General features: G+C 33.4%; 21 protein-coding genes and 1 tRNA gene. 12 read left to right on the forward strand and 10 right to left on the reverse strand.

What is annotated here, in order from left to right; all coding sequences use genetic code 11:
- Positions 1-79: 79 nt before the first annotated feature.
- The 4 genes from EG242_RS02385 to EG242_RS02400 all read right to left on the reverse strand — a co-directional run bounded on the left by EG242_RS02385 (position 80) and on the right by EG242_RS02400 (position 3127).
- Positions 80-310, reverse strand: a complete 231-nt coding sequence (locus EG242_RS02385) for a DUF3820 family protein (RefSeq protein WP_124898320.1) — start codon at positions 308-310, stop codon at positions 80-82.
- A 62-nt stretch (positions 311-372) separates the two neighbouring features.
- The gene (locus tag EG242_RS02390) at positions 373-798 is read right to left on the reverse strand and encodes a hypothetical protein (protein ID WP_124898321.1); all 426 of its coding nucleotides are present in this window, start codon (positions 796-798) and stop codon (positions 373-375) included.
- Between the two features lie 41 nt (positions 799-839).
- Entirely contained in the window at positions 840-1244 is a 405-nt protein-coding gene (locus tag EG242_RS02395) for an OsmC family protein (RefSeq protein WP_124898322.1), read from the reverse strand.
- Positions 1244-3127, reverse strand: a complete 1884-nt coding sequence (locus EG242_RS02400) for a LysM peptidoglycan-binding domain-containing protein (protein WP_158608838.1) — start codon at positions 3125-3127, stop codon at positions 1244-1246. The genes EG242_RS02395 and EG242_RS02400 overlap by 1 nt, the downstream gene beginning before the upstream one ends.
- A 147-nt stretch (positions 3128-3274) precedes the next feature.
- Between EG242_RS02400 and EG242_RS02405 the strand changes: the two genes are divergently transcribed.
- Positions 3275-3853 (forward strand): pentapeptide repeat-containing protein, encoded by a 579-nt coding sequence (locus tag EG242_RS02405; protein WP_124898324.1) that lies wholly within the window; start codon positions 3275-3277, stop codon positions 3851-3853.
- A 307-nt stretch (positions 3854-4160) separates the two neighbouring features.
- Here the strand turns inward: EG242_RS02405 and rlmF are convergent, their stop codons facing one another.
- Positions 4161-5039, reverse strand: a complete 879-nt coding sequence (rlmF, locus tag EG242_RS02410; RefSeq protein WP_124898325.1) for a 23S rRNA (adenine(1618)-N(6))-methyltransferase RlmF — start codon at positions 5037-5039, stop codon at positions 4161-4163.
- Between the two features lie 60 nt (positions 5040-5099).
- Positions 5100-6632 (reverse strand): glutamine-hydrolyzing GMP synthase, encoded by a 1533-nt coding sequence (gene guaA / locus EG242_RS02415; protein WP_124898326.1) that lies wholly within the window; start codon positions 6630-6632, stop codon positions 5100-5102.
- 141 nt (positions 6633-6773) lie between these two features.
- Between guaA and EG242_RS02420 the strand changes: the two genes are divergently transcribed.
- A complete protein-coding gene (locus EG242_RS02420; protein WP_124898327.1) occupies positions 6774-7532 on the forward strand; it encodes a copper resistance protein NlpE N-terminal domain-containing protein in 759 nt (252 codons plus the stop codon).
- Between the two features lie 286 nt (positions 7533-7818).
- Positions 7819-7899: transfer RNA gene (locus EG242_RS02425), tRNA-Tyr, on the forward strand.
- Between the two features lie 98 nt (positions 7900-7997).
- On the opposite strand, the gene fsa is transcribed toward EG242_RS02425, so the two are convergent.
- Positions 7998-8654, reverse strand: a complete 657-nt coding sequence (gene fsa / locus EG242_RS02430; protein ID WP_124898328.1) for a fructose-6-phosphate aldolase — start codon at positions 8652-8654, stop codon at positions 7998-8000.
- A gap of 132 nt (positions 8655-8786) precedes the next feature.
- Positions 8787-9593 (reverse strand): SDR family oxidoreductase, encoded by an 807-nt coding sequence (locus EG242_RS02435; protein ID WP_124898329.1) that lies wholly within the window; start codon positions 9591-9593, stop codon positions 8787-8789.
- Positions 9594-9672: 79 nt separating this feature from the next.
- Between EG242_RS02435 and EG242_RS02440 the strand changes: the two genes are divergently transcribed.
- The 9 genes from EG242_RS02440 (at position 9673) to EG242_RS02480 (ending at position 21532) form a co-directional block, all read left to right on the forward strand.
- A complete protein-coding gene (locus EG242_RS02440) occupies positions 9673-10686 on the forward strand; it encodes a M28 family metallopeptidase (RefSeq protein WP_124898330.1) in 1014 nt (337 codons plus the stop codon).
- Positions 10687-10688: 2 nt separating this feature from the next.
- Positions 10689-11150 (forward strand): hypothetical protein, encoded by a 462-nt coding sequence (locus EG242_RS02445; RefSeq protein WP_124898331.1) that lies wholly within the window; start codon positions 10689-10691, stop codon positions 11148-11150.
- A gap of 71 nt (positions 11151-11221) precedes the next feature.
- Positions 11222-12994 carry an AMP-dependent synthetase/ligase gene (locus EG242_RS02450; protein WP_124898332.1) on the forward strand — a complete coding sequence of 591 codons (1773 nt, stop codon included), beginning with the start codon at positions 11222-11224 and terminating at the stop codon, positions 12992-12994.
- Positions 12995-13458: 464 nt separating this feature from the next.
- On the forward strand, positions 13459-14892 hold the full coding sequence (locus tag EG242_RS02455) for a hypothetical protein (protein ID WP_124898333.1): 1434 nt from the start codon (positions 13459-13461) through the stop codon (positions 14890-14892).
- A gap of 92 nt (positions 14893-14984) precedes the next feature.
- Positions 14985-15413 (forward strand): MarR family winged helix-turn-helix transcriptional regulator, encoded by a 429-nt coding sequence (locus tag EG242_RS02460; RefSeq protein ID WP_124898334.1) that lies wholly within the window; start codon positions 14985-14987, stop codon positions 15411-15413.
- A gap of 21 nt (positions 15414-15434) precedes the next feature.
- The gene (locus EG242_RS02465) at positions 15435-17825 is read left to right on the forward strand and encodes a 3-hydroxyacyl-CoA dehydrogenase/enoyl-CoA hydratase family protein (protein ID WP_124898335.1); all 2391 of its coding nucleotides are present in this window, start codon (positions 15435-15437) and stop codon (positions 17823-17825) included.
- Between the two features lie 276 nt (positions 17826-18101).
- Complete coding sequence (locus EG242_RS02470; RefSeq protein WP_124898336.1) at positions 18102-19286, forward strand: acetyl-CoA C-acyltransferase; 1185 nt, start codon at positions 18102-18104, stop codon at positions 19284-19286.
- Positions 19287-19331: 45 nt separating this feature from the next.
- Entirely contained in the window at positions 19332-19694 is a 363-nt protein-coding gene (locus tag EG242_RS02475; RefSeq protein ID WP_203227671.1) for a four helix bundle protein, read from the forward strand.
- A gap of 41 nt (positions 19695-19735) precedes the next feature.
- Entirely contained in the window at positions 19736-21532 is a 1797-nt protein-coding gene (locus EG242_RS02480) for an acyl-CoA dehydrogenase family protein (protein WP_124898337.1), read from the forward strand.
- A gap of 80 nt (positions 21533-21612) precedes the next feature.
- Here the strand turns inward: EG242_RS02480 and EG242_RS02485 are convergent, their stop codons facing one another.
- Positions 21613-22329 carry a carboxypeptidase-like regulatory domain-containing protein gene (locus EG242_RS02485; RefSeq protein ID WP_124898338.1) on the reverse strand — a complete coding sequence of 239 codons (717 nt, stop codon included), beginning with the start codon at positions 22327-22329 and terminating at the stop codon, positions 21613-21615.
- A gap of 78 nt (positions 22330-22407) precedes the next feature.
- Entirely contained in the window at positions 22408-24255 is a 1848-nt protein-coding gene (locus EG242_RS02490; RefSeq protein ID WP_124898339.1) for a DEAD/DEAH box helicase, read from the reverse strand.
- Positions 24256-24326: the final 71 nt, after the last annotated feature.

The raw sequence follows: 24326 nt of genomic DNA on the forward strand, positions 1-24326 counted from the left end.
TGTTGTGCTATTCTAAACTTGGCAAAATTACAACTATAATTCGGGTTTTGAAAGTTTTACTATTAACAATTATACTTGCTTATGGCTTTGGATATTTGTTCTTGATATTACGTATTAAAACCTCTAATCCGTTGAGTTTAATTTCGTACATCATTGCCAATTGTTTACCTAATTTACCAGCCGGAAAACCTTTGTTTTTGTACCAAACATAATACGGCTCTGGTATATCAACTAAAAAACGCCCATTGTACTTTCCAAAGGGCATTTTTGTATGTGCTAATTCTAATAATTCTTTGTTTTGATCTTCCATATTTTATATGATACAGATATAAATTTTGGTGATTCAATATAAAAATTGAGAATATTTTATAACTATTCTTTCTTTAAAATAAAAGTATCTTCATCTACTTCATCTACAAATCGATCGTAGCTTTCACCTAAATTAGGATTAATTCTAAACTTTATACTATTATCATTGATATATTGGTAAACACCCCCCATAGTAGTTGTTGGATATTCACCTGATAAATCTTTTAATAAGTAATTTACTTTATGGGGATTTACAGACTGATCTGTTTTATACTTCATTGAAGCTGAAATTCCATTAACATCAAATTTCTTTCCTCCAAATTCAACACCATCTGATACCATAGTAACATATCCTTCATCATCAAAAATAAATTTAATTAAAATTCCTTCCTTATCATTACCAACCCATGTGCCAACTAATTTTTCATCTTGAGCTAATGATAAATTACTCATTATAATCAAAGTAAATAGGACATATATTTTATTCATAACTTTATTCTTTTATTAACTTAAAATTTTTTTCAATATTTTTACCCCCAATTAAAACGAATTGTTTTTTTAATATCAGGATGCAAGCTTAAAAACACCGGACAAGTCATTGCAGATCGTTCTAAAATAATTCTTGATTTTTCATCATTAACTCCCTGCATATTTAAAACCACAACAATTTCACTAATCATTCTGGGTTCAGCTTGCATTATTTTAGTAACATCGGCGGTAGATCCTTCTATATCTAAGTTCATTGCGTTTGCTTTTATACCCATAATACTAAACATACAGGTAGCCAGCGAATTTGCAACCATATCGGTTGGTGAAAAAGCTTCGCCTTTGCCGTGATTATCAGTTGGTCCGTCGGTTAAAATTATGGTTTCCGATTGTAAATGGGTCGATTCTGTTCTAATATCGCCTTTGTAAACTACTTTGCTTGTGCTCATTATTTCGCTTCTTTCAAGGTTAAATCTCTATCGTAATATAAAATATAAACCGCGTTGTTATACACACCGCCGTTTTCATTTATGTAGGCAAATTTATTTTCGATATGCTGTGAACCGTAATCGAAAATATTAGAATCTTCGTCCGATTCAAACATACGGCTAATTACATCATAAGTAACATCGTATCCACGGGTTGCAAACCTACTTGGGTTTTTTCCGTAAATGGTTCTATATTCTTTTACAAATTTGTCTTTTTTAGCGCTTGAAGCATCATTTGTTACAGATGGAAAAGTGTATTTTAAAGCAATTAAATCATTTATATTAATATCAGACGATTCTAAAACATCTAATTTTTCTAACGATATTAACTCAATTTTAAAATCTTTCTGTAAACTTTTTAATGTAGTAATCAATTCTACTGTTGTAGTTAATGATGTTGCATCTAAAACAATATAATTGTTTTTTGTTGCAGAAAGTAGGTTTTTTAAAATGGTTGCGCTAACCTTTTCATCGGTTGTTACACTTAAGGTGGTTATATCGGGATAATTTTTATTGTAAAATGCTTTAGATGTTTTTTTACCATCTGTAATTGCAATCACTTGTTCTTCTTTAGAAAGTACATACTCTAACATTTCTTTTTTTACGATTTCATTGTTGGGCATGGTATGTATTTGGCGTGGAAATGGTTTTCCTTTTTCGGTTGATAACGGTGAAACAACAATAGTTTGCTGATTTTTAAAAACTTCAGAAACTGCATCTACGTTTTTTTGAAAAAATGGACCAATAATTACATCGGTTGTAGAAAAATCAAAGTCACCTTTCAACATATTTACATCTAATGCGCGGTTTGTTTCTTTAGAATCGACAAATTTTATGTTTAAATTGTAGTTTTTATCTTTTAAAACATCAATTGCCATTTTAGCTCCCGAATAAAAATCTAAAGTCATATTTAAGAAAACATCCTCTTTTATACTTTGATTGATCGATGGATTATTAAAGTTGTTATTAGCTATATTAAACGGCAATAATAGTACTAAATCTCTGGTAGAACCATCGTTTGGTAAGGACAGTTCAATTCCTTTTTTTACTGTATTTGGTTTGTTTTCGATTGGTTTTGGAGCAGCATGATCATTAAAAGCTACTTTTTCATAAGAATATCCTACAATTAAAGTCGATCCATCTTTTAGACCGTTCTTTAGATCAGGATTCCATTCCATTAACTGTTCTTGCGAAACATTATTTGTTTTTGCAATATTATAAATAGTCTGTTTTGGCTGAACAACTATGGTTTTTGGTTTTGTCTTTTTAGAAGCATCTGCAATTTCCCTTTTAACTTCACCTGAAACAGGAATGTTGATCGGCTGTCCTACTTTTAAACCGTTTTCCAACAAACCCTGATTCAATTCATACAAAACAGAAACCGTAGTATTATTTTTAACGGCAATACCATAAATAGTTTCGCCTTTTTCAACAATAACAGTACTTGTTCCAATAGTACTTTGTTGCTTACTGTTACTTAGGTTCGTTTGTGACAAATTTAAAAACTGACCAATTTTTAAGCCGTTTTCTTTTAATCCTGGGTTTAAATCATATAACTTTTTCGTAGCAATATTGTATTGCTTAGAAATTCCGTAAACCGTTTCTTTGGGTTGCACTTGATGTTGAACAGCTGCGGTAGTTGGTATCTTAATAACCTGATTTTCACTAACTCCGTCAACAGCCTCTGGGTTCAGTAAAAACAATACATTATTGGTAGTATTATATTTTTTTGCAATTTGTGTAATGGTTTCCCCTTTAGCTACAGTATGTGTTTTTGTAGCAGTTTGCGCAAACGAAACGGTTGTGCAAATAAAAGTTGATAATGTAAATAATATTCTTTTCATAGTAACAAATATAAAAACAAAATCGTTCATTATATGCCGTTTTCATAATATTATGATATCTTTTTAAATTAAAATACGCTTGTACTTTGTGGTTTTATTTCGGATATTTAAAGATTGAAATTTCACGAATTGTAAACAAAACAAACAATGGACAATAAAACAATCTATCACGAAAATAAAGAGTTTAAAAGTATTGATTATTCTGATAAATCTTTGCGCGATAGAGAGTTTGCTAAATGTACCTTTATAAGTTGCAATTTTACAAATAGCGATTTACGAGACAATAATTTTGAAGATTGTGTGTTTGAAAACTGTAACTTTTCTATGACTTTGATTGGAAATGTTGGTTTAAGCAATGTGGTTTTCACGAACTGTAAAATTTTGGGTGTAGATTTTTCTAAATGCAGCAAATTTATGTTTTCGTTTAATTTTGAAAGCTGCATGCTTGATTACAGTATTTTTTATGGATCGAAATTAAAAGGCACCTCTTTTGTAAAATGTTCATTGAGAGAAGTTGATTTTTCTGAAAGCAATTTAACTTCGGCTAATTTTCAGGATGCTGATTTAACAGGCGCTCGATTTTCAAACTCTGTTTTAGAAAAAGCCGATTTTAGAAATGCTCGCAATTTTTCGATTGATCCAGAATTCAACAAAATGAAGAACTCCAAATTTTCAGCCCATCAGTTAGAAGGTCTATTGCATAAATATAAGTTGGATCTTAGTTAATTGAAAACTTATAAAAACAAATAGTTATTTTTTTACCACATAGATTCTGTATTTACTGTTGACCAAATTTTAGGTTACATAGTTTTTGTATCTTACAAAATAAATATAGCGTAAGTATGTTTTCTATTGTGGTTTAATAATCTGTGCATCTGTGGGTATTTTATTTTAAGTGTAGGTAAATACTTGACAAGATTACTTCGTCAGTTCACAAGCTCGTGCCTGAATCAATTTCGGAATGCCCTACGTTTTTTTGTCATATTGAGTGAAACGTAGTGAAATCGAAATATCTTAAAAATTTATACCAAAATTAAAACCTCCAAGCTAAAATTCGACTCTTTTTATTGCCTTGCGACATATCAATAACTTTGATTTCTTTGGCTGATTTTTTTAATTCGATCTGTAATGGTTTCAGATTGTCTTCGTTCGATATTAAACTCGTAAACCAACCAAATTGCGTTTTAAACAGAAAACTTTCTTTAATGTAATTCAATACAAAAGCTAATTCGCCGCCATTGCACCACAATTCATTGCTTTCGCCTGAAAAATTGTTAATCAGTTTTGGATTTTTACCTTTATCCAATCCTTTTAACTTTCGAGTTGTCTGTGCTTCGGCTTCTTTTTTCGACTTAAAAAAAGGCGGATTGCACATTACTGCATCAAAATAATCCTCTTTATTAATGATTCCTATAAGTATCTTTTTATGATCAGATTGAACTCGTAATGTGATTTTAGAAGTTAAATGCGGATTTTTATCGATGATTTCTTGTGCTACTTCTATTGATTTTGGTTCGATATCGGTTGCCACAAAATTCCAATTATAAACAGAACTTCCAATAAGCGGATACACCAAACTTGCGCCCGTACCAATATCCAAAACAGTAGGTTTCTGTGAATCATCAACCTTTAATAAATCTGCTAAATAATGCATATAATCAGCCCGACCCGGAATAGGTGGCACCAAGTTTTGATTAGGAATATCCCAAAAATCCAAATTATAAAAATGCAGCAACAACGCTTTGTTCAACAAATAAACTGCCTTAGGATTGGCAAACTGCAACGTATCCATTCCTTCTCTATTTTTTACAATAAACTGTTTTAATTCGGGAACTTTTAGTATCAATTCCTGAAAATTATAAGGTTGATTATGAAAACTACGCGGGTGCAATTTATTTTTTGTATTATTCATTTAGAAACGATTTTATATAAAAACAGCCTTAAAATTTATATTTAAGGCTGTTGTAATTATTTATTCCCACTCAATGGTTGCTGGTGGTTTAGAGCTGATATCGTAAGCAACACGGTTAATTCCTTTAACTTCGTTTATGATTCGGTTTGAAACCAATTCTAAAAACTCGTAAGGTAATTTGCTCCAAGTTGCGGTCATAAAATCAATAGTGTTTGCAGAACGAACAACCGCAGTATATTCATACGTACGTTCATCGCCCATTACTCCTACCGATTTTACCGGTAACAATACTACGAAAGCCTGTGAAACTTCGTCGTACAAATTATGACTGTAAAGCTCATCGATAAAAATCTGATCAGCTTCTTGTAAAATTCGAACTTTTTCTTCGTCAACTTCACCTAAAACGCGGATTCCTAATCCTGGTCCAGGGAACGGATGACGATACACTAATTCACGCGGAATACCTAACTCAACCCCTACTTTACGAACTTCGTCTTTAAACAATTCACGTAACGGTTCTAACAACTGCAACTTCATGTGTTCTGGTAAACCACCAACATTATGATGTGATTTTATGGTTGCCGATGGTCCTTTTACAGACTGTGATTCAATAACATCAGGATAGATCGTACCTTGCGCCAAGAATGACGCATCACCAAATTTTTGAGATTCTTCATCAAAAACAGCCACGAAATCACGACCAATTGCCTTACGTTTAGCTTCAGGCTCATCGATTCCTTTCAAACTGTTCAAGAAACGTTCAGAAGCATCAACCATTTTAATATTCATGTGGAAGTGCTTGCCGTAATTTTCCATTACTTTTTTGCCTTCGTCTTTACGCAATAAACCTGTATCAACAAAAATACAAGTCAATTGATCGCCAATAGCACGGTGAATTAATACCGCTGCAACCGAAGAATCAACACCTCCAGAAAGTCCTAAAATAACTTTTTTATCACCAACAACATCTTTAATACGTTGAATTTCGGTTTCGATAAAATCTTTTAAAACCCAGTTTTTCTCTGCTTTACAGATATTGAAAACAAAGTTTTCTAACATTTTAGATCCAAATTCAGAATGAGTAACTTCCGGGTGAAACTGAACCGCAAAAATATTTCTGCTTTCGTTTGCAATAGCAGCAATATCAATGTTCGATTTTCCTGAAACAACAAAACCTTCCGGAGCTTTTATTACTTCATCAAAATGGCTCATCCATACAATAGATTTTTCTGGAACGCCATTAAACAAACTGTTTTGTGCTAAAACCGTTAATTCTGATTTTCCGTATTCACCTTTTTCGCCTTTTTTAACTTCACCACCCAAAAGATGCGAAATTAACTGCATACCGTAACAAATTCCTAAAACAGGCACGCCCATTTCAAACAGTTCTTTATCAATTAAAGCAGCGTCGGCTCCAAAAACAGAAGAAGGTCCGCCCGACAAAATAATTCCTGTAGGATTGTGTTTCTTAATTTCGGCAATTGGAGTGTTGTAAGGAATAATTTCAGTGTAAACTCCAAATTCTCGAATTCGGCGTGCAATTAACTGATTGTATTGCGAACCAAAATCTAAAATAATAATACCTTGTGTCATTGTGTTGTGTATCTTTGTGCAAAAATAAGCTAATTCTTGCATTTTTAAAATATATCGGCTTTTTTTTAAACTTATTTTTTTTGATTTGCTGAAAATTGGAACTATTTTTGTTAAGTACTTGTAAATTTAAATGTATTAGTTATGAAATGGTTTAACAAAGCTTTTATTGTAATACTGCTTATGTATTTCTTTAGCGCTTGTAAAAAAGATGATAAGGTTGCCGTAATTATTGAACCCGCAATGTTAGATACTATTTTTAGCAATACGTTTGAAGGGATTATTCCTTGCCCTGATTGTCCCGGTGTTGAAACTTCTATTAGAATATATAAAGACAGTACTATTTCCCGAACTATTTATTACGAAGCTAAGAACGAGTTACCTTTAACTAAAGTAGGTACTTGGAAACTTAAAGACAGTGTGTTTATAGCTACATTTGATCGCGAAAAGTTGTTCTTTAAAATTAAAGATCATAATAGTATTTTACGAGTTGGTAGCGATTTAAAAGAAGTTAAGGGCGAACTTGCTCCCGATTACGTTTTACATAAAAAAGATAAATTTAAATTTAGTTCTATTGAAGGTGATTATACTGTTGGAGATACCTTAAATTTATTTAATAAATTAAATATAGAACACTTAAAAAACGATAAGTATAATTTACATTTTACTTTTTATAATAAATTAGACTCGTTAACAAATTGTACTACGAAATTAAACGCCATTTTAGATAATAGTTACCAATTAAATGCTGCTTTAAAACCTGATGGGAATTTAAGAATTGTGTTTACTAAAAAAGAAGCGCATGTTTTGTTTGAAAACATTCATAAAGATTCTGTGAAATTTAATTGTAATGATAGTTTGCGTTTTGTTCCTTTTCAAGCATCATATACAAAAAGACAATAATTTGTAGTTTTTATAAAGAATTAAAACCGCGGTGAGAATCTAATTTTATCTATTTTTATTAGAATTTATTTTAAACTTAATTTTTTTTTAATTTTATTTTTTCAGCAACTATCTGATTACTAAATACAAGAAAAAAAAAGCAATTTTTTTTCATAAAAAACCCAATAAAAGCTTTGGTAATTAAAAAAACCACTCTATATTTGCACCGTTGAAAACAACAAAAGAAACAAACAAATAGCTGTTACAAAATAACAAATTAAGTATGTTTTTAGAGTTGCAAGCCAATGGGGAGATACTCAAGCGGCCAACGAGGACGGACTGTAAATCCGTTGGGAAACCTTCGCAGGTTCGAATCCTGCTCTCCCCACAAAAAAGCTACCAGAAATGGTAGCTTTTTTTAATTTAAACAAAGTTTATACCAAAAAAAAAATCCTAAATAGAACTATTCAGGATTTTAGATATTTTTTATTTATTCCCTTTAGCGTAATCTGCTAAAAATTGTTCTAACCCTGAATCGGTTAACGGGTGTTTCAGTAATCCTAAAATAGAACTTAACGGACCTGTCATTACATCGGCACCAATTTTAGCGCAATTAATAATATGCATTGTGTGACGGACTGATGCTGCCAAAATCTGAGTTTCGAAAGCGTAGTTGTCATAAATCAATCTAATTTCATCGATCAGGTTTAAACCATCGGTAGAGATATCATCTAAACGACCAATAAAAGGCGATACATAAGTTGCACCTGCTTTTGCAGCCAATAACGCCTGCCCTGCCGAAAACACTAATGTAACATTGGTTCTAATGCCTTTATCAGAAAAATATTTGCAGGCTTTAATACCATCTTGTGTCATTGGAATTTTCACTACAATCTGCTCGTTTAATTCCGCCAATTCCTCACCTTCTTTAATTATTCCTTCGTAATCGGTCGCAATAACTTCGGCACTAACATCGCCATCAACAATAGTGCATATATCAACATAATGCTTTAAAATATTGTTCTTTCCGGTGATGCCTTCTTTCGCCATTAACGACGGATTTGTTGTAACGCCGTCTAAAACTCCTAAAGCTTGTGCTTCTTTAATTTGTTCAAGGTTTGCTGTATCTATAAAAAATTTCATTGTGTTGTAGTTTTAATTATTTATAAAATTAATTGGTCTTTAACTTCAGATTATTTAAATTTTAATGATTTTTATGTAAGATTTTATACCAACTAAAAGTTAGTGAAAATTTGCGAAACTGTAGCAAATAAATTATTTAATTTTATAATGATTCATCAGCATTTTTTCATAAACAGTATCTGGCAGAATCTTTTTTAGAAAGATAGAAAATTTCTGCATAAAAGCACCTACTTTATAATGAACTTTTGGATTTTTTGCCTGAATGATTTCATCAATTGCTTTTGCCATTTCAATTGGATCTCCGCCATCATTTACATGCTCATTAATTGTTGCAAGCTGCTGACCGTAAATTTCTTTGTATGGCGATTGATCTAAAACTGGAGCATGAAAACGTCGAGCAGCAATATCGGTTGCAAAATCTCCCGGAGCCACATTTGTAACTCTAATATTAAAAGGTTTTAATTCCATTCGTATTGATTCGGTAATCAGTTCCAAAGCTCCTTTCGATGCCGAATAAATTCCGCGGTAAGGCAAGCCCATATAACCCGCGATCGATGTTACATTAATGATTAAACCCGATTTTTGTTCGCGCATTTGTGGTAAAACCGCTTTCATAACTTCAATTGGTCCAAAAACATTGGTATGAAAATTATTCTGAATTTCATCTAACGGAATTTCCTCAATTGGTCCCGTAATTCCTACTCCTGCATTGTTAATCAGTACATCAATTCTACCTTCTTTCGCAATCACTTCGGCAACTGCACTTTGTATCGATTCATTGTTTCTAACATCAATTGCAACCAACGGAAAACTGCTGTTCGCAACACTTGCTGGATTTCTACTACTGCCATAAACCGTGTAACCTTTGGTTATTAAAAAGTTTCCAACGGTTTTGCCAATGCCTGATGATCCGCCAGTTATCAATACAACTTTGTTCATTTTTAATATTTTCAACAAATATACAATAGCAAATCGTAAAAAGTAGTATTTTTAGTATCTGTAAAGTAAAATTGTACACATGAAATTTAAAAATAAAATGTTTCTTTTTATCGCGGTGGCGTCTTTAAATTCGGGCTTTATTCATGCCCAAAAACAAAAAGACCGTGTAAAGGAAATGATGGAAAATCTATCGAAAGAAGAATTAATAAAACATCTTTCTATAATTGCAGGTGATGAAATGGAAGGCAGAAAAACAGGTGAAGCCGGACAAAAAATGGCTGCTAATTACCTGCGAAATGTCTATAAAAATTTAGGAATTGCAGCTTTGCCAGGAACAGATGATTATTATCAGCCGGTTCCATCTGAAGCTATGAAACGTATGTTCAGCCCTAAATTAAACGACAGCGAAAATGTTGTTGCCTATATAAAAGGTAGCGAAAAACCCGATGAATACTTGGTGATTTCTGCACATTACGATCATGTTGGAATTGCAAATGGTGAAATTTATAATGGTGCCGATGATAATGGAACCGGAACTACAGCGCTGTTAGAAATGGCGCGTATGTTAAAAATTGCCGAGAAAAACGGTAACGGACCAAAACGATCAATTATTTTTCTTCATTGTACCGGTGAAGAATATGGTTTGCACGGATCACGTTTTTTTGTAAATTCTAAAATTATTCCTTTAGAAAATATTGTTGCTAATTTAAATGTTGATATGATTGGTAGAAGGGATTTTACCTACGAAAAATCAAAAAAAGAATATATTTATTTAGTAGGGAGTGATAAATTAAGCACAGAATTACACGATATTTCTGAAGCCATGAACAAAAAGTACACTAAATTGGTTTTAGATTATACGTATAACAATGACAAACATCCCGAAATGATTTATTACAGATCAGATCATTACAACTTTGCTAAATACAATATTCCGGTAATTTTTTATTACAGCGGCGAACACACAGATTACCATAAACCAACAGATACGGTTGATAAAATTAATTTTGACGACATGCTTAAACGTACGCAATTAATTTTTGTAACTGCTTGGGAAATAGCAAATAGAGCTGAACGAATTAAACTAAAATAATAATGAAAAATATCATTCTAACACTTGTATGTGTGTTTTTGGGAACATCGGTTTTTGCACAGAATAACGATGCCGAAATTAAAACAATACAAACCTATATACAGTCAACATCGCAAAATGAATGGTTCGATCCTATAAACAAGCCAGGTACAAACGCCAAAGGTTTAGCTTATGACTTATCGTACTACGTTTTAGCAGATGATTCTGTCTTTTCAATTATTTATACTGTTTTTGATAAATACACCCTGCAAAAAGTTTTTTATTACAAGCAGAATGAACTTATTGCGTGCATTGTTGAAGAAACCGATGCTAACAACGCAAACAAATTATTGCGTTACGCAGATTACTTCTTTAAAAATGGACAACTAATTAATACAGCTGACGAAAATAAAGAGCTTCCATCTAATTTATTATATGCAGAAGGGGTCCAAAAATTAAAAGAAGTAGATTTTACTCAAAAGTAATTACAAAAAGAATGTATTTGTGCCAAAAAAATATTATTTTGCAAATGCAGTAACATAAACAATGAAAAAATATGTCGCAAATAGGTAGATTATTTGATATTCCTTATTATCAGTTACAAAATCATCCGTTAGAGAAAGCTTTTTCTACGAAATACAATGGTGTTTGGAAATCAACAAGCATTCAGGAATATATACAGCAAGCAAATTATGTTTCTAAGGCTTTGCTTTCAATGGGCGTTAAAAAGGGCGATAAAATTGCCTTAATTACTTCTACCAACAGAACCGAATGGAATATCATGGATATTGGTATTTTGCAGACCGGTGCTGTTACCGTTCCTATTTATCCAACTATTTCGGAGCAAGATTATGAATACATTATAAAGCATTCCGAAAGCATTTATGTGTTTGTTTCAGATAAAGAAATATTAGAGAAATTAGATCGTGTAAAATTTAATATTCCTAAACTTCGAGGCATTTATTCGTTCGATGAAATTCCTGGTTGCGCCAATTGGAAAGATATTTTAACTGCCGGTAAAGATGCTATGAACGATGCCGATTTGGAAGTTTCGAAAGCTAATGTAGAACCAAATGATTTAGCTTCTATTATATATACTTCAGGAACTACGGGCACACCAAAAGGTGTTTTATTAACGCACAATAACATTATTAGTAATGTGTTAGGCTCGTCAGAGCGCGTGCCGTTTGAACGTGGAAAGTACACTGGTTTGAGCTTTTTACCTTGTTGCCATATTTTTGAACGCATGATTTTGTATCTGTTTCAATATATGGGTGTATCGATTTATTTTGCTGAATCTATTGAGAAAATTTCCGATAACCTGCAAGAAGTAAAACCACAAGTAATGACGGTTGTACCTAGGGTTTTAGAAAAAGTATTTGATAAAATTTATGCCAAAGGATCAGAACTTTCGGGTATTAAAAAAGCATTATTCTTTTGGGCATTGCGTTTGGCTGAAGATTTTAAACCTTACGACGCAAATGGTGGTTTTTATGAATTTAAACTGAAAATTGCACGCAAACTGATCTTTTCTAAATGGCAAGCTGCCTTGGGTGGAAATTTAGAATTGTTGGTATCGGGTTCTGCTCCATTATCGCCACGTTTGGCTCGCATTTTTGGAGGAGCCGATATTCCGGTGATGGAAGGATACGGTTTAACCGAAACTTCACCGGTAATTTCTGTAAACGACCAAAGAAACAAGGGTTGGAAAATTGGATCGGTAGGTAGAATTTTAAGCAATGTAACGGTTAAAATTGGCGAAGACGGTGAAATTCTTTGTCAGGGACCATCAGTTGCAGAAGGATATTATAAAGACGAAGAAAAAACCAAAGAAGCATTTATTGACGGTTGGTTCCACACAGGAGATATCGGTGTAGTTGATGCCGACGGCTTTTTATTTATTACCGATCGTAAAAAGGAAATGTTTAAAACAAGTGGTGGTAAATACGTTGCGCCGCAAATGATTGAAAATGCCATGAAACAATCTCGTTTTATAGAGCAGATTATGGTGGTGGGCGAAGGACAAAAAATGCCTGCCGCGTTAATACAACCTAATTTCGATTTTATTAAAGAATGGGCAAACCGCAACAAAGTAAATGTTGGTTTTACGTTAGACGAAGTAGTGAAAAACGAATTGGTGATAGAACGCATTCAAAAAGAAATAGATTTAATTAATCCACAATTTGGTAAATGGGAACAAATTAAAAAGTTTGCACTTACACCAAATGTCTGGGCAATTGATACAGGCGAATTAACCCCTACCTTAAAACTAAAACGTAAAGTTATTTTAGAAAAGTATAAAGATTTGTATGAGAAAATGTATTCTTAATTATCTAAATTTTTAGAAAATATTTTGTTAATTAATATAATGATATATATTTTAGTGGAATAAACAATCAAAAATATTTTTATTATGAAAAAAAATTAGCTACGTTATTATTTTTAGGAATAGCAACAACAGGATTTTCGCAAATTAGATCAGCTGCTGGTAGTGCTTTTTTATCGGGTCAAACTGAAGATTCCGTTACTGTAAAATGTAACACCATATCCTGGTGATGGTGGTTTTGTAAGATTTACAGCTCCGGCATTAGAATTAGATATTGTTATGCCAGAAAGTGGTATAACAATAAATGGTCAAGATCTTGAAAGTTTACCTCTTAATTTACCCGGAAACACTGATTATTTCATACAATTTCAAATGGTAGAAGATTAGTAAAATATAATTAATATAAATAAAAGGGGTGTGGTGTTTTAATTACAACCCTTTTTATTTTCAATATAACCAACTTAAATATGAAAAAAATATTTACTTTTTTAGTATTATTATCAAGCTTTATAAGTACTCCAAATAACAAAAAAATTATTGTAGCCTTAAGTCTCAATGATTGTATTAGTTGCACAGCATCTTTATACCAAATAAATAGCTCATTAAACAATCCAGAAATGCTTTTTATTTTTAAAAGTGAATTAGAACCAGATTCTTTATTAGTTAACAAAAGAACAGGTGTAGATAATTATAAATCAAGTACTGTAAAATATTCAGATGATCTTTTTGAAAAATATTCTAATGGTATTAAATCAACTATCAATATAATAGAGAATGAAGAAAAAATATATTCAGCTGATTTGTACAAATTAAATATTAATGATTTTATTAATGTATATTCAGATAAAAAGAACATGTGTTTTAACAATTTGAAACAGGGTGTACAATATATACAATTTGATGAATCGTTATTATTATATAATTCACAATTATCACGATGGTCATATTATGATAAGCAGAATTCATTAGATATCATTGCTGATGAAGAATGGGTAAAAAAGGCATATGATATTTATTATAAAGAAAATGATGTTAAAGAAAAATACAATGAAATTATTAGTTTGGCAGAGCAATACCCTGCTGTTAATCCTTCAATAGAATATGGTGAGAAAATTAATAACGAAGAACTCTTGTTTATGGCAATAATAAAATTTATTGAAAGAAAAACTGATAGTGATGAAGAATTAATTTTACAAAAAAACTTCTTAATAACTTATAATATTAAAAATAAAGCAATTGTTTCAGCTAAATATATTAATAGATCACATACCTTATTAAAAGAGAAAAAGTATTTCCCTAACGGTTCTAATTTCCATATAATTGAAGATAAATATATTATTCCATTACGAACAGAAAGCGATCCAGTAGTGACAGATAAATATTTGTCAGTTTTTGAAATAAATAAAAATAATCCTAATGAATTAATTTTAAAAGAAATTATCAATAATGACATCCCAAATAATTACATAAAATATAAAATTTTTAGAAATTTTCATGATTATCTTTTTAATAAATCATTGATTTTATTACGTTTTGGTGAATTTATATATGATTACAAAAAGGACACACGATACAAAATACCTTTTCCCGAAAGTGAGTATAGTACATTAAATAATCTTGTTTCTGAGGCTCTTAAAACAGGAAAAATTTCAAGCTACTATGTTCTTGATATTTTTGACAAAGATCAAAGTATCATTTTATTATATAAGGATTCTACTAAAAATCTTAAATTAATGGAAATTGACAAAAACACGGAAAAAGCATTAACTGATATTGAGCTCCTATCATCAATAGAATTAGAAGTTTATAAAAACAAATCAAGTTTTTCTTTCGATAAAAATGGAGAAGTACAATTTTTGTATAATGATAATTGCATAACTAAATTACATCCAAAGAAATAAACAATAAATTATTCTTTTAACGAAAAATTAAATTCAAAATAGTATGCGTGCATACTATTTTTTTATTATATTTGGTATAACGAAATAAATTCATGAAAAATAAAACACTAGATTCAGTAATAAAAAATACCTGGCAAGCCATTGCACGCATGTATAACGAAGAAGCTTCGCAATACGGTGCAAGCATGGCATTGGGTTACGCCTTGTTAAACATAGATAAAGACGGAACGCCGTCAACCGCTTTGGCGCCGCGTTTGGGTATGGAACCTACAAGTTTAACGCGTACCTTAAAAACAATGGAAGAAAAAGGTTTGATTGTTAAAAAGAAAAATCCGGTGGATGGTCGTGGTGTAAACATCTATTTAACACCACTTGGGGTTGAAAAACGGGGATTATCAAAACAAACGGTCATCAATTTTAATAATAAACTTTTAGAAACCTTTTCACAACAAGAGATTGATAATTTTATACAGATGTCAGAGAAAATTCAAAACATCATCGTAACAAAAAAGAAATTTTAAGAAACCAAACTTCATAAAACTATGAATAGATTAATAAAAAAAGTGGCTGTTATTGGTTCCGGAATCATGGGTTCGGGCATCGCCTGTCATTTTGCAAACATTGGCGTTCAGGTATTGCTTTTGGATATTGTTCCCAACCAGCTTACCGAAGCCGAAGAAAAAAAAGGGCTTACACTTAACGATAAAGTGGTAAGAAACCGAATGGTGAACGACAACCTAGCAACTGCTTTAAAACAAAACCCCTCACCTATTTACGACAAAAAATTTGCCGACCGAATTTCGACAGGAAACACAACAGATGATCTTCAAAAAATTAAAGATGTTGATTGGATTATTGAAGTGGTTGTGGAACGTTTGGATATTAAAAAGGCAGTTTACGAGCAAATTGAAAAATTCCGTAAACCAGGAACGTTAATCACATCAAACACTTCCGGAATTCCGATTCATTTTATGAGCGAAGGAAGAAGCGAAGATTTTCAAGAACATTTCTGCGGAACCCACTTTTTCAATCCGGTTAGATATTTAAAGTTATTTGAAATTATTCCAGGACCAAAAACCAAACCCGAAGTTTTATCGTTTTTAAACAATTACGGCGAAAAATTCTTAGGGAAAACATCGGTTGTGGCTAAAGATACTCCGGCGTTTATTGGTAACCGCATTGGTATTTACGGCATCATGAGTTTGTTTCATTTGGTAAAAGAAATGGATCTAACCATTGAAGAAGTCGATAAATTAACCGGACCGGTAATCGGCAGACCAAAATCGGCAACATTCCGTACAGTTGATGTGGTTGGTTTGGATACGTTGGTGCATGTTGCCAATGGTTTGTACGAAAATTGTCCAAACGATGAAGCACATGAATTGTTTAAATTGCCCGATTTCATTAATCACATGATGGAAAATAAATGGTTGGGAAGCAAAACAAAACAAGGTTTCTATAAAAAAGTAGACAAAGATATTTTGTCACTCGATTTGAATACCTTGGAATATCGCCCCAACAAAAAAGCATCTTTCCAAACTTTAGAACTAACCAAAACGATAGATAAGGTTGTAGATCGTTTCAAAGTGTTGGTAAAAGGAAAAGACAAAGCAGGTGAATTTTACCGCAAATCGTTTGCAGGACTGTTTGCTTATGTTTCAAACCGAATTCCAGAAATCACAGACGATTTATACAAAATCGACGATGCCATGAAAGCCGGTTTTGGTTGGGAACACGGACCTTTCCAAATTTGGGATGCTATTGGTGTAGAAACGGCTTTGGAATTTATGAAAGAAGCCGGTGAAAAACCAGCTGCTTGGGTGGAAGAAATGTTAGCATCGGGCAACAAATCGTTCTACACAGTAAAAGAAGGAGCAAATTATTATTATGATATCGATTCTAAATCTCAGAAAAAAGTTCCGGGGCAAGATGCGTTCATCATTTTAGATAATATCCGTGAATCGAAAAAAGTTTGGGGCAATTCAGACGCTACCCTATTTGATTTAGGAGATGGAATTGTAAACTTAGAGTTCCATTCTAAAATGAACTCAATTGGTGGTGGAGTAATTTCTGGAATCAATAAAGCAATCGATCTTGCCGAAAAACAATACAACGGATTGGTTATAGGAAATCAGGCTGCCAACTTCTCTGTGGGTGCTAATTTAGGAATGATTTTCATGATGGCTGTAGAACAAGAATACGACGAATTGAATTTTGCCATTAAATCGTTCCAAGATACCATGATGCGTGTACGTTACTCCGGCATTCCGGTAATTGCAGCTCCTCACGGAATGACATTAGGCGGCGGTTGTGAATTGGTGATGCATTCAGACAAAGCCGTTGTCGCAGCAGAAACGTATATTGGTTTGGTTGAATTTGGTGTTGGAGTGATTCCTGGCGGTGGTGGATCAAAAGAGATGGTTTTACGTGCATCTGATCAATTCAAAAAGAACGATGTGAAACTGAACATTCTTCAAGAATATTTCTTAACTGTCGGAACCGCAAAAGTAGCTACATCAGCCTACGAAGGATTTGATAACGGCGTACTTTTACCTACAAAAGATATTGTTATAGTTAATAAAGACCGACAAATTGCCGAAGCAAAAAAACACGCTTTGTTACTTGCCGAAGCTGGTTATACCCAACCCGTTCGCAGAAAAGACATCGAAGTTTTAGGTAAACAAGCTTTAGGTGCCTTTTTAGTCGGAACCGATGGAATGATGGCTGGAAAATACATCTCTGAACACGATCGTAAAATTGCCAACAAATTAGCTTATGTAATGGCAGGTGGCGATTTATCTGAACCTACATTAGTATCCGAACAATATTTATTGGATTTGGAGCGTGAAGCATTCTTAAGTTTATGTACCGAAAGAAAAACATTAGAAAGAATTCAGTTTATGTTAACCAAAGGGAAACCGTTGAGAAATTAATTAGCCTCGTAGAGGCGCCCTGATAATAAAATAATGTTTGAATATCAATTTAGCTCCGTAGGAGCTCCCTGATAGTAAAATAATGTTTGAATATCAATTTAGCCCCGTAGGAGCGCCCTGATAATAAAATAATGTTTGAACATCACTTTAGCTCCGTAGGAGCGCCCTGATAATAAAATAATGTTTGAACATCACTTTAGCTCCGTAGGAGCACCCTAATAATAGATTTGATAAAATTATAATAATTAAAAGCCTCGTAGAGGCGACCCGTTAATAATGACAACAACAGCATACATAGTTAAAGCATATCGAACAGCCGTTGGGAAAGCACCAAAAGGTTTGTTCCGATTTAAAAGACCAGATGAGTTGGCTGCCGAAACCATCGATTTTATGATGAACGAAGTGCCGCAATTAGACAAAACTCGTATCGACGATGTGATGGTTGGAAACGCGATGCCTGAAGCCGAGCAAGGATTAAACATGGCTCGATTAATTTCTTTAATGGGATTAAAAGTAACTGATGTTCCAGGCGTTACCGTAAATCGCTATTGTGCCTCGGGATTGGAAACCATTGGAATGGCAACTGCAAAAATTCAATCAGGAATGGCGCATTGTATCATTGCAGGTGGCGCAGAGTCAATGAGTTTTATTCCTATGGGTGGTTATCGTGCAACGCCAGATTACAAAGCTGCGGCTGCTGGTAACGAAGATTACTACTGGGGAATGGGATTAACTGCCGAAGCGGTAGCCAAACAATTCAATGTTTCTCGAGAAGATCAAGATCAGTTTTCGTTTGAATCGCACATGAAAGCTTTGAAAGCGCAAGCCGAAGGTAAATTTGATAATCAAATTGTCCCAATTACGGTAGAGCAAACTTTTGTCAATGAAAAAGGTAAAAAAGAAACCACTTCTTATACCGTAACCAAAGACGAAGGTCCTCGTGCAGGTACAAGTGTAGAAGCATTGGCTAAATTACGCCCTGTATTTGCGGCTGATGGATCGGTTACAGCAGGAAATTCCTCTCAAATGTCAGACGGAGCGGCGTTTGTTTTAGTAATGTCTGAAGAAATGGTAAAAGAATTAAATTTAGAGCCAATTGCTCGATTAGTAACTTTCGCATCGGCAGGTGTTGAACCACGTATTATGGGGATCGGCCCTGTAAAAGCGATTCCGAAAGCATTAAATCAAGCCGGATTAAAACAAAATGATATCGAGTTGATCGAGCTAAACGAAGCTTTTGCATCACAATCATTAGCTGTAATTCGCGAGTTATATTTAAACCCTGAAATCATCAACGTAAACGGTGGAGCAATCGCTTTAGGTCACCCATTAGGATGTACCGGAGCTAAATTATCTGTTCAATTATTCGATGAAATGAAACGCCGTGGCAACAAATACGGAATGGTAACCATGTGCGTAGGAACCGGTCAAGGAACCGCTGGGATTTATGAGTTGCTTTAATTTAAGAGAATAGAACATAGAGAAAAGAAAAGAAAATAGATTGTTATGAGTATAGGAAAAAGACATAATTATAAGAATTTAAAGATTTGGCAGTTAGCATTGGAGATAGCTAATGACATTTCTGATGTCTTATTAAATTTTCCTACACATGAAAAATATATTCTTAACTCACAAATTAGTCGTTGCTCTATTTCTATTCCTTCAAATATTGCAGAAGGTTCTGCAAGAACAGATAAATCTTTTAGTCATTTTTTAGATATTTCCTTAGGATCATCTTTTGAATTACTTACACAATTACATATTGCACAACATAGAAATTATATCAATCAAGTACTTTTTAATCAACTCGAAAATAAAATAGAAGAATTTCAACGCATGACAATGGCTTTTCAAAACAATTTGAAATAATCTATTATCTATTTTCTTTTCTCTCAAAAAAACTATAAACAATGGAAAATATCACAAGAGGAGGTCAATTTATCGTAAAAGAAACACAGGCAGAAAACATCTTCACTCCAGAAGATTTCACAGAAGAGCAACAAATGATGCGCGATTCTGTAAAAGAATTCGTAGACCGCGAATTATGGCCAAATAAAGAACGCTTCGAGAAAAAAGATTACGCTTTTACCGAGGAAACCATGCGCAAAGCAGGCGAATTAGGCTTTTTAGGCGTAGCTGTTCCAGAAGAATTTGGTGGTTTAGGCATGGGGTTCGTTTCAACGATGTTAACATGCGATTATATTTCGGGTGCATCAGGATCGTTTTCAACAGCTTTCGGAGCACACACCGGAATTGGTACCATGCCAATTACCTTGTACGGAAATGAAGAGCAAAAAAATAAATACGTTCCAAAATTAGCATCGGGCGAATGGTTTGGTGCATATTGCTTAACTGAACCGGGAGCAGGATCGGATGCCAATTCTGGGAAAACCAAAGCTGAATTAACAGCTGATGGTATACATTATAAAATCAACGGACAAAAAATGTGGATTTCTAATGCAGGTTTTTGTAACGTAATGATCGTTTTTGCACGTATTGAAGACGATAAAAACATCACAGGTTTTATTGTAGATTACGATCCGGCAAACACCAACGGAATTACTTTAGGTGAAGAAGAACACAAATTAGGTATTCGTGCAAGTTCTACGCGTCAGGTATTTTTCAATGATACGTTAGTGCCTGTTGAAAACATGTTGGCAGGTCGTGGAGAAGGTTTTAAAATTGCCATGAACGCCTTAAATGTAGGTCGAATTAAATTAGCGGCTGCTTGTTTAGATTCGCAACGAAGAATTATTTCTAAAGCAGTAGAATATGCAAACGAACGCATTCAATTTAAAACTCCGATTGCTAATTTTGGAGCCATTCGTAAAAAAATTGCTGATATGGCTACTTCTGCTTACGCAGGTGAATCGGCTGGATATAGAGCGGCTGGCGATATAGAAACAAGAGTTAATAGTCGTTTAGCTGATGGAAATTCTCATCAAGAAGCAGAATTAAAAGGTGTAGAAGAATTTGCGATTGAATGTTCTATTTTAAAAGTTGCTGTTTCAGAAGATGCTCAAACGTGTGCCGATGAAGGTATTCAGATTTTTGGTGGAATGGGCTTTTCGGAAGATACACCGATGGAAAGCGCTTGGAGAGATGCACGTATCACTCGTATTTACGAAGGAACCAACGAAATCAATCGATTACTTTCGGTAGGAATGTTGATTAAAAAAGCAATGAAAGGTCATGTTGATTTATTAGGACCAGCAATGGCTGTTGGCGAAGAATTAATGGGAATTCCTGATTTTTCAACACCTGATTATGATGAGTTATTTGCAGAAGAAAAAGCGATTATCGCTAAATTGAAGAAAGCATTTTTAATGGTTGCAGGATCGGCAGTTCAAAAATACGGAACGGAACTAGAAGAAAACCAACAGTTGTTATTAGCAGCAGCCGATATGTTAATTGAGGTTTACATGGCGGAATCTACCATTTTACGTACTGAAAAATTAGCGAAAGCTAAAGGAGAAGATGCGATTAAAGAGCAAATTTCCATGGCAAAACTGTATTTGTTCAACGCTGTTGAAATCATTGCACAAAAAGGAAAAGAAGGAATCGTTTCTTTTGCAGAAGGCGACGAACAACGCATGATGTTAATGGGCTTACGCCGATTTACAAAATACGATAACTATCCGAATGTAATTGAATTAAGAGAGATCATCGCATCAAAAGTGATTGCAGAAAATAAATATTGTTTCTAATAGTTTGTTAAGTTCAATTGTTAAGCAAAAACTCCGTTTCAGTCACTGAAACGGAGTTTTAATTTAAAAAAACAATAATTTTACTTACTTATCTTGTAACTATCATAACATTCATTTACAGCATTAAAAATTTGAAAATCGTTTGCGGTATAAATAAAACGCTCGGTGTGGTTGCAACGCTGTAAAACTTTTACAATATCTTCTTTAGATACATTTAATAAAGCAGAAACCATTTCACGATCGTGTTTCTTCTTCATTAACTCAATCAATTCAACTTCTTTTCTAATTTGGTTGATTTTTTTAGTTTCACGTGAGTTTCGTTTTATTGCATTATAAATTCCATTAATGGGGTTTAATCCACTATTATAGTTAGCACTAAAACCTGTTGATGTAAAATCGCGGTAGTATGGGTAATCTGCTAAAGCAATTAATCTGGTATCAACAGATAATATTCCGGTTAACTTTAGGGTATTAATTACCACTTCATCTAACATAGTTGAAAGGTCTTTAATAAAAATATTCATACTTCCCTCCTTATACCAATCATTGGTAACTTTTATTTTTAAGGAACGATATCCTTCTGAAGAAATATGCAATGTATCATTAACTTTTGCAAGAATAGTAAAAGATCCATCGCTTGTTGTTTGAGCCACTTTTAAAGAACTCAAATTAACAATATTAGCCTTGGTTTCTGGGTGGTAACTTAATTCACTGTAAACGATACCTTTAATGTTTTTTTCTTGTCCGAAACTTGAAACAGAAAATAGTATAAAAAGTAAAACTGCAAAATATCTCATATCTTTTTTAGTATGCACCAAAAATAATGGATATTTTGCAGTTTCAGTTATTTATTTTGTAAATATTAACAACAAATATTAGTTAGATCTGCGTGGACGATCGCCACGTACAGCTCTTCTTTCACTTCTTGCCGGACGATCATCTTCTCTGCTGCGTCCAAATCTACTTTCTGTTTTACGATCATTGTTAAAACGTTCACCGCCTGATGGTCTTCTGTCTGATGAAGAACGTTCGCCACGGAAACCGCCACTACGTTCGCCACGGAAACCACCGCTGCTTCTACCGCCTCTACCGTTATGGTCTCTTCTTCCAGATCCACCACCACTTGTAGAAATTTCAACGTTTACCTGACGACCTTCGTGATGCATGTTGTTTAAAATTTCGATAATACGCTCACTGTGTGCAGCATCGGTATTAAAGAAAGAGAAACCTTCTTTTACATCAACTTTAAATAAATCATCACGCCCTAAATCTAAGGTATCACGTAAGAAATCTTTTAAACTCATCCAATCGAAATTATCGCGTGAACCCAAGTTTAAGAAATAACGTACAGAACCATCAGAATTTATAGTGCTTCTACCTTCGCTATTTTCACGAGCTTTAGGAGAATCAATAGTATTTTGTTTTTTGTAGTATTCAATAAAACGATTAAATTCTACAGAAAACATTTTTTTGATCAAATCTTCTTTCGTTAAATCGCCTAATAATTCTTCGATTTTAGGTAAATATTGATCGATTTCAGAATCAACTTCAACTGATTTTACTTTGTTAGCCAAGTGAATTAACTGCACTTCGCAAATTTCCATTCCTGTTGGAATTGGTTTATGAACGAATTTTGTTTTAATGATTCGCTCAATCATCTGAATTTTTTTGAATTCTGATTTTGTTACGATAACGATTGATGTACCTAATTTACCTGCACGACCTGTACGACCAGAACGGTGGTTATACGTTTCAACCTCATCTGGTAACTGATAATTTATTACGTGTGTAATATCGTCAACATCAATACCACGAGCTGCAACATCGGTAGCAACCAACATTTGAATTTGGCGTCCGCGGAATGCTTTCATTACACCATCACGTTGTGCTTGTGATAAATCGCCATGTAAAGCTGCTGCGTTATATCCGTCTTCAATTAATTTTTCGGCAACTGCTTGTGTATCACGTTTAGTTCTACAAAATACAACCGAAAAAATATCAGGGTTCATATCTGCCAAACGTTTTAAAGCAGGGTAACGATCACGCGCACCTACTAAATAATATTCGTGAGAAATAGTTGCTGAACCTTGATTTTTATGACCAACCGTAATTTCTTGTGGTCTTTTCATGAATTCTTTTGCAATTCTAGCAACTTCCTGTGGCATAGTTGCAGAAAAAAGCCAAGTGTTTTTTTCATCGGGTGTATCAGATAAAATAGATGTAATGTCTTCATAGAATCCCATGTTTAACATTTCATCAGCCTCATCTAAAATACAAATTTGTATGTTTTTAATGTTAACAAGGTTTCTGTTAATCATATCCTGCATACGTCCTGGGGTAGCTACGATAACCTGCGCCCCTTTTTTTACTTCTCTTGCCTGCTCTGTAATGCTGGCACCACCATAAACAGCAACTGTATGTAAACCCTTTACATATTTAGAATACTGTTTAATCTCGTTTGTAATTTGTAAACACAATTCTCTGGTAGGCGATAGGATCAATGCCTGTGTGCTTCTGTTCTCTGGATCAATTTTCTGAATCAGAGGGAACCCGAAAGCAGCTGTTTTCCCAGTACCTGTTTGCGCTAGTGCAACAATATCCGTGTCTTGTTGCAATAATAAGGGAATAGCTTTTTCCTGAACCTCTGAAGGGTTTTCGAAACCTAAGTCTTGAATTGCTTTTAACAACAATTCGTTTAATCCTAATTCTTGGAATTTATTCATATAATATTTAAAATATTTGCAAAGGTACGGTTATTTTTGCGAATTTTAATCTTATAGTTAGGTTAAATTAT

The sequence above is a fragment of the Paenimyroides viscosum genome, from assembly GCF_003858535.1.
Classification (GTDB): Bacteria; Bacteroidota; Bacteroidia; order Flavobacteriales; family Flavobacteriaceae; genus Flavobacterium; species Flavobacterium viscosum.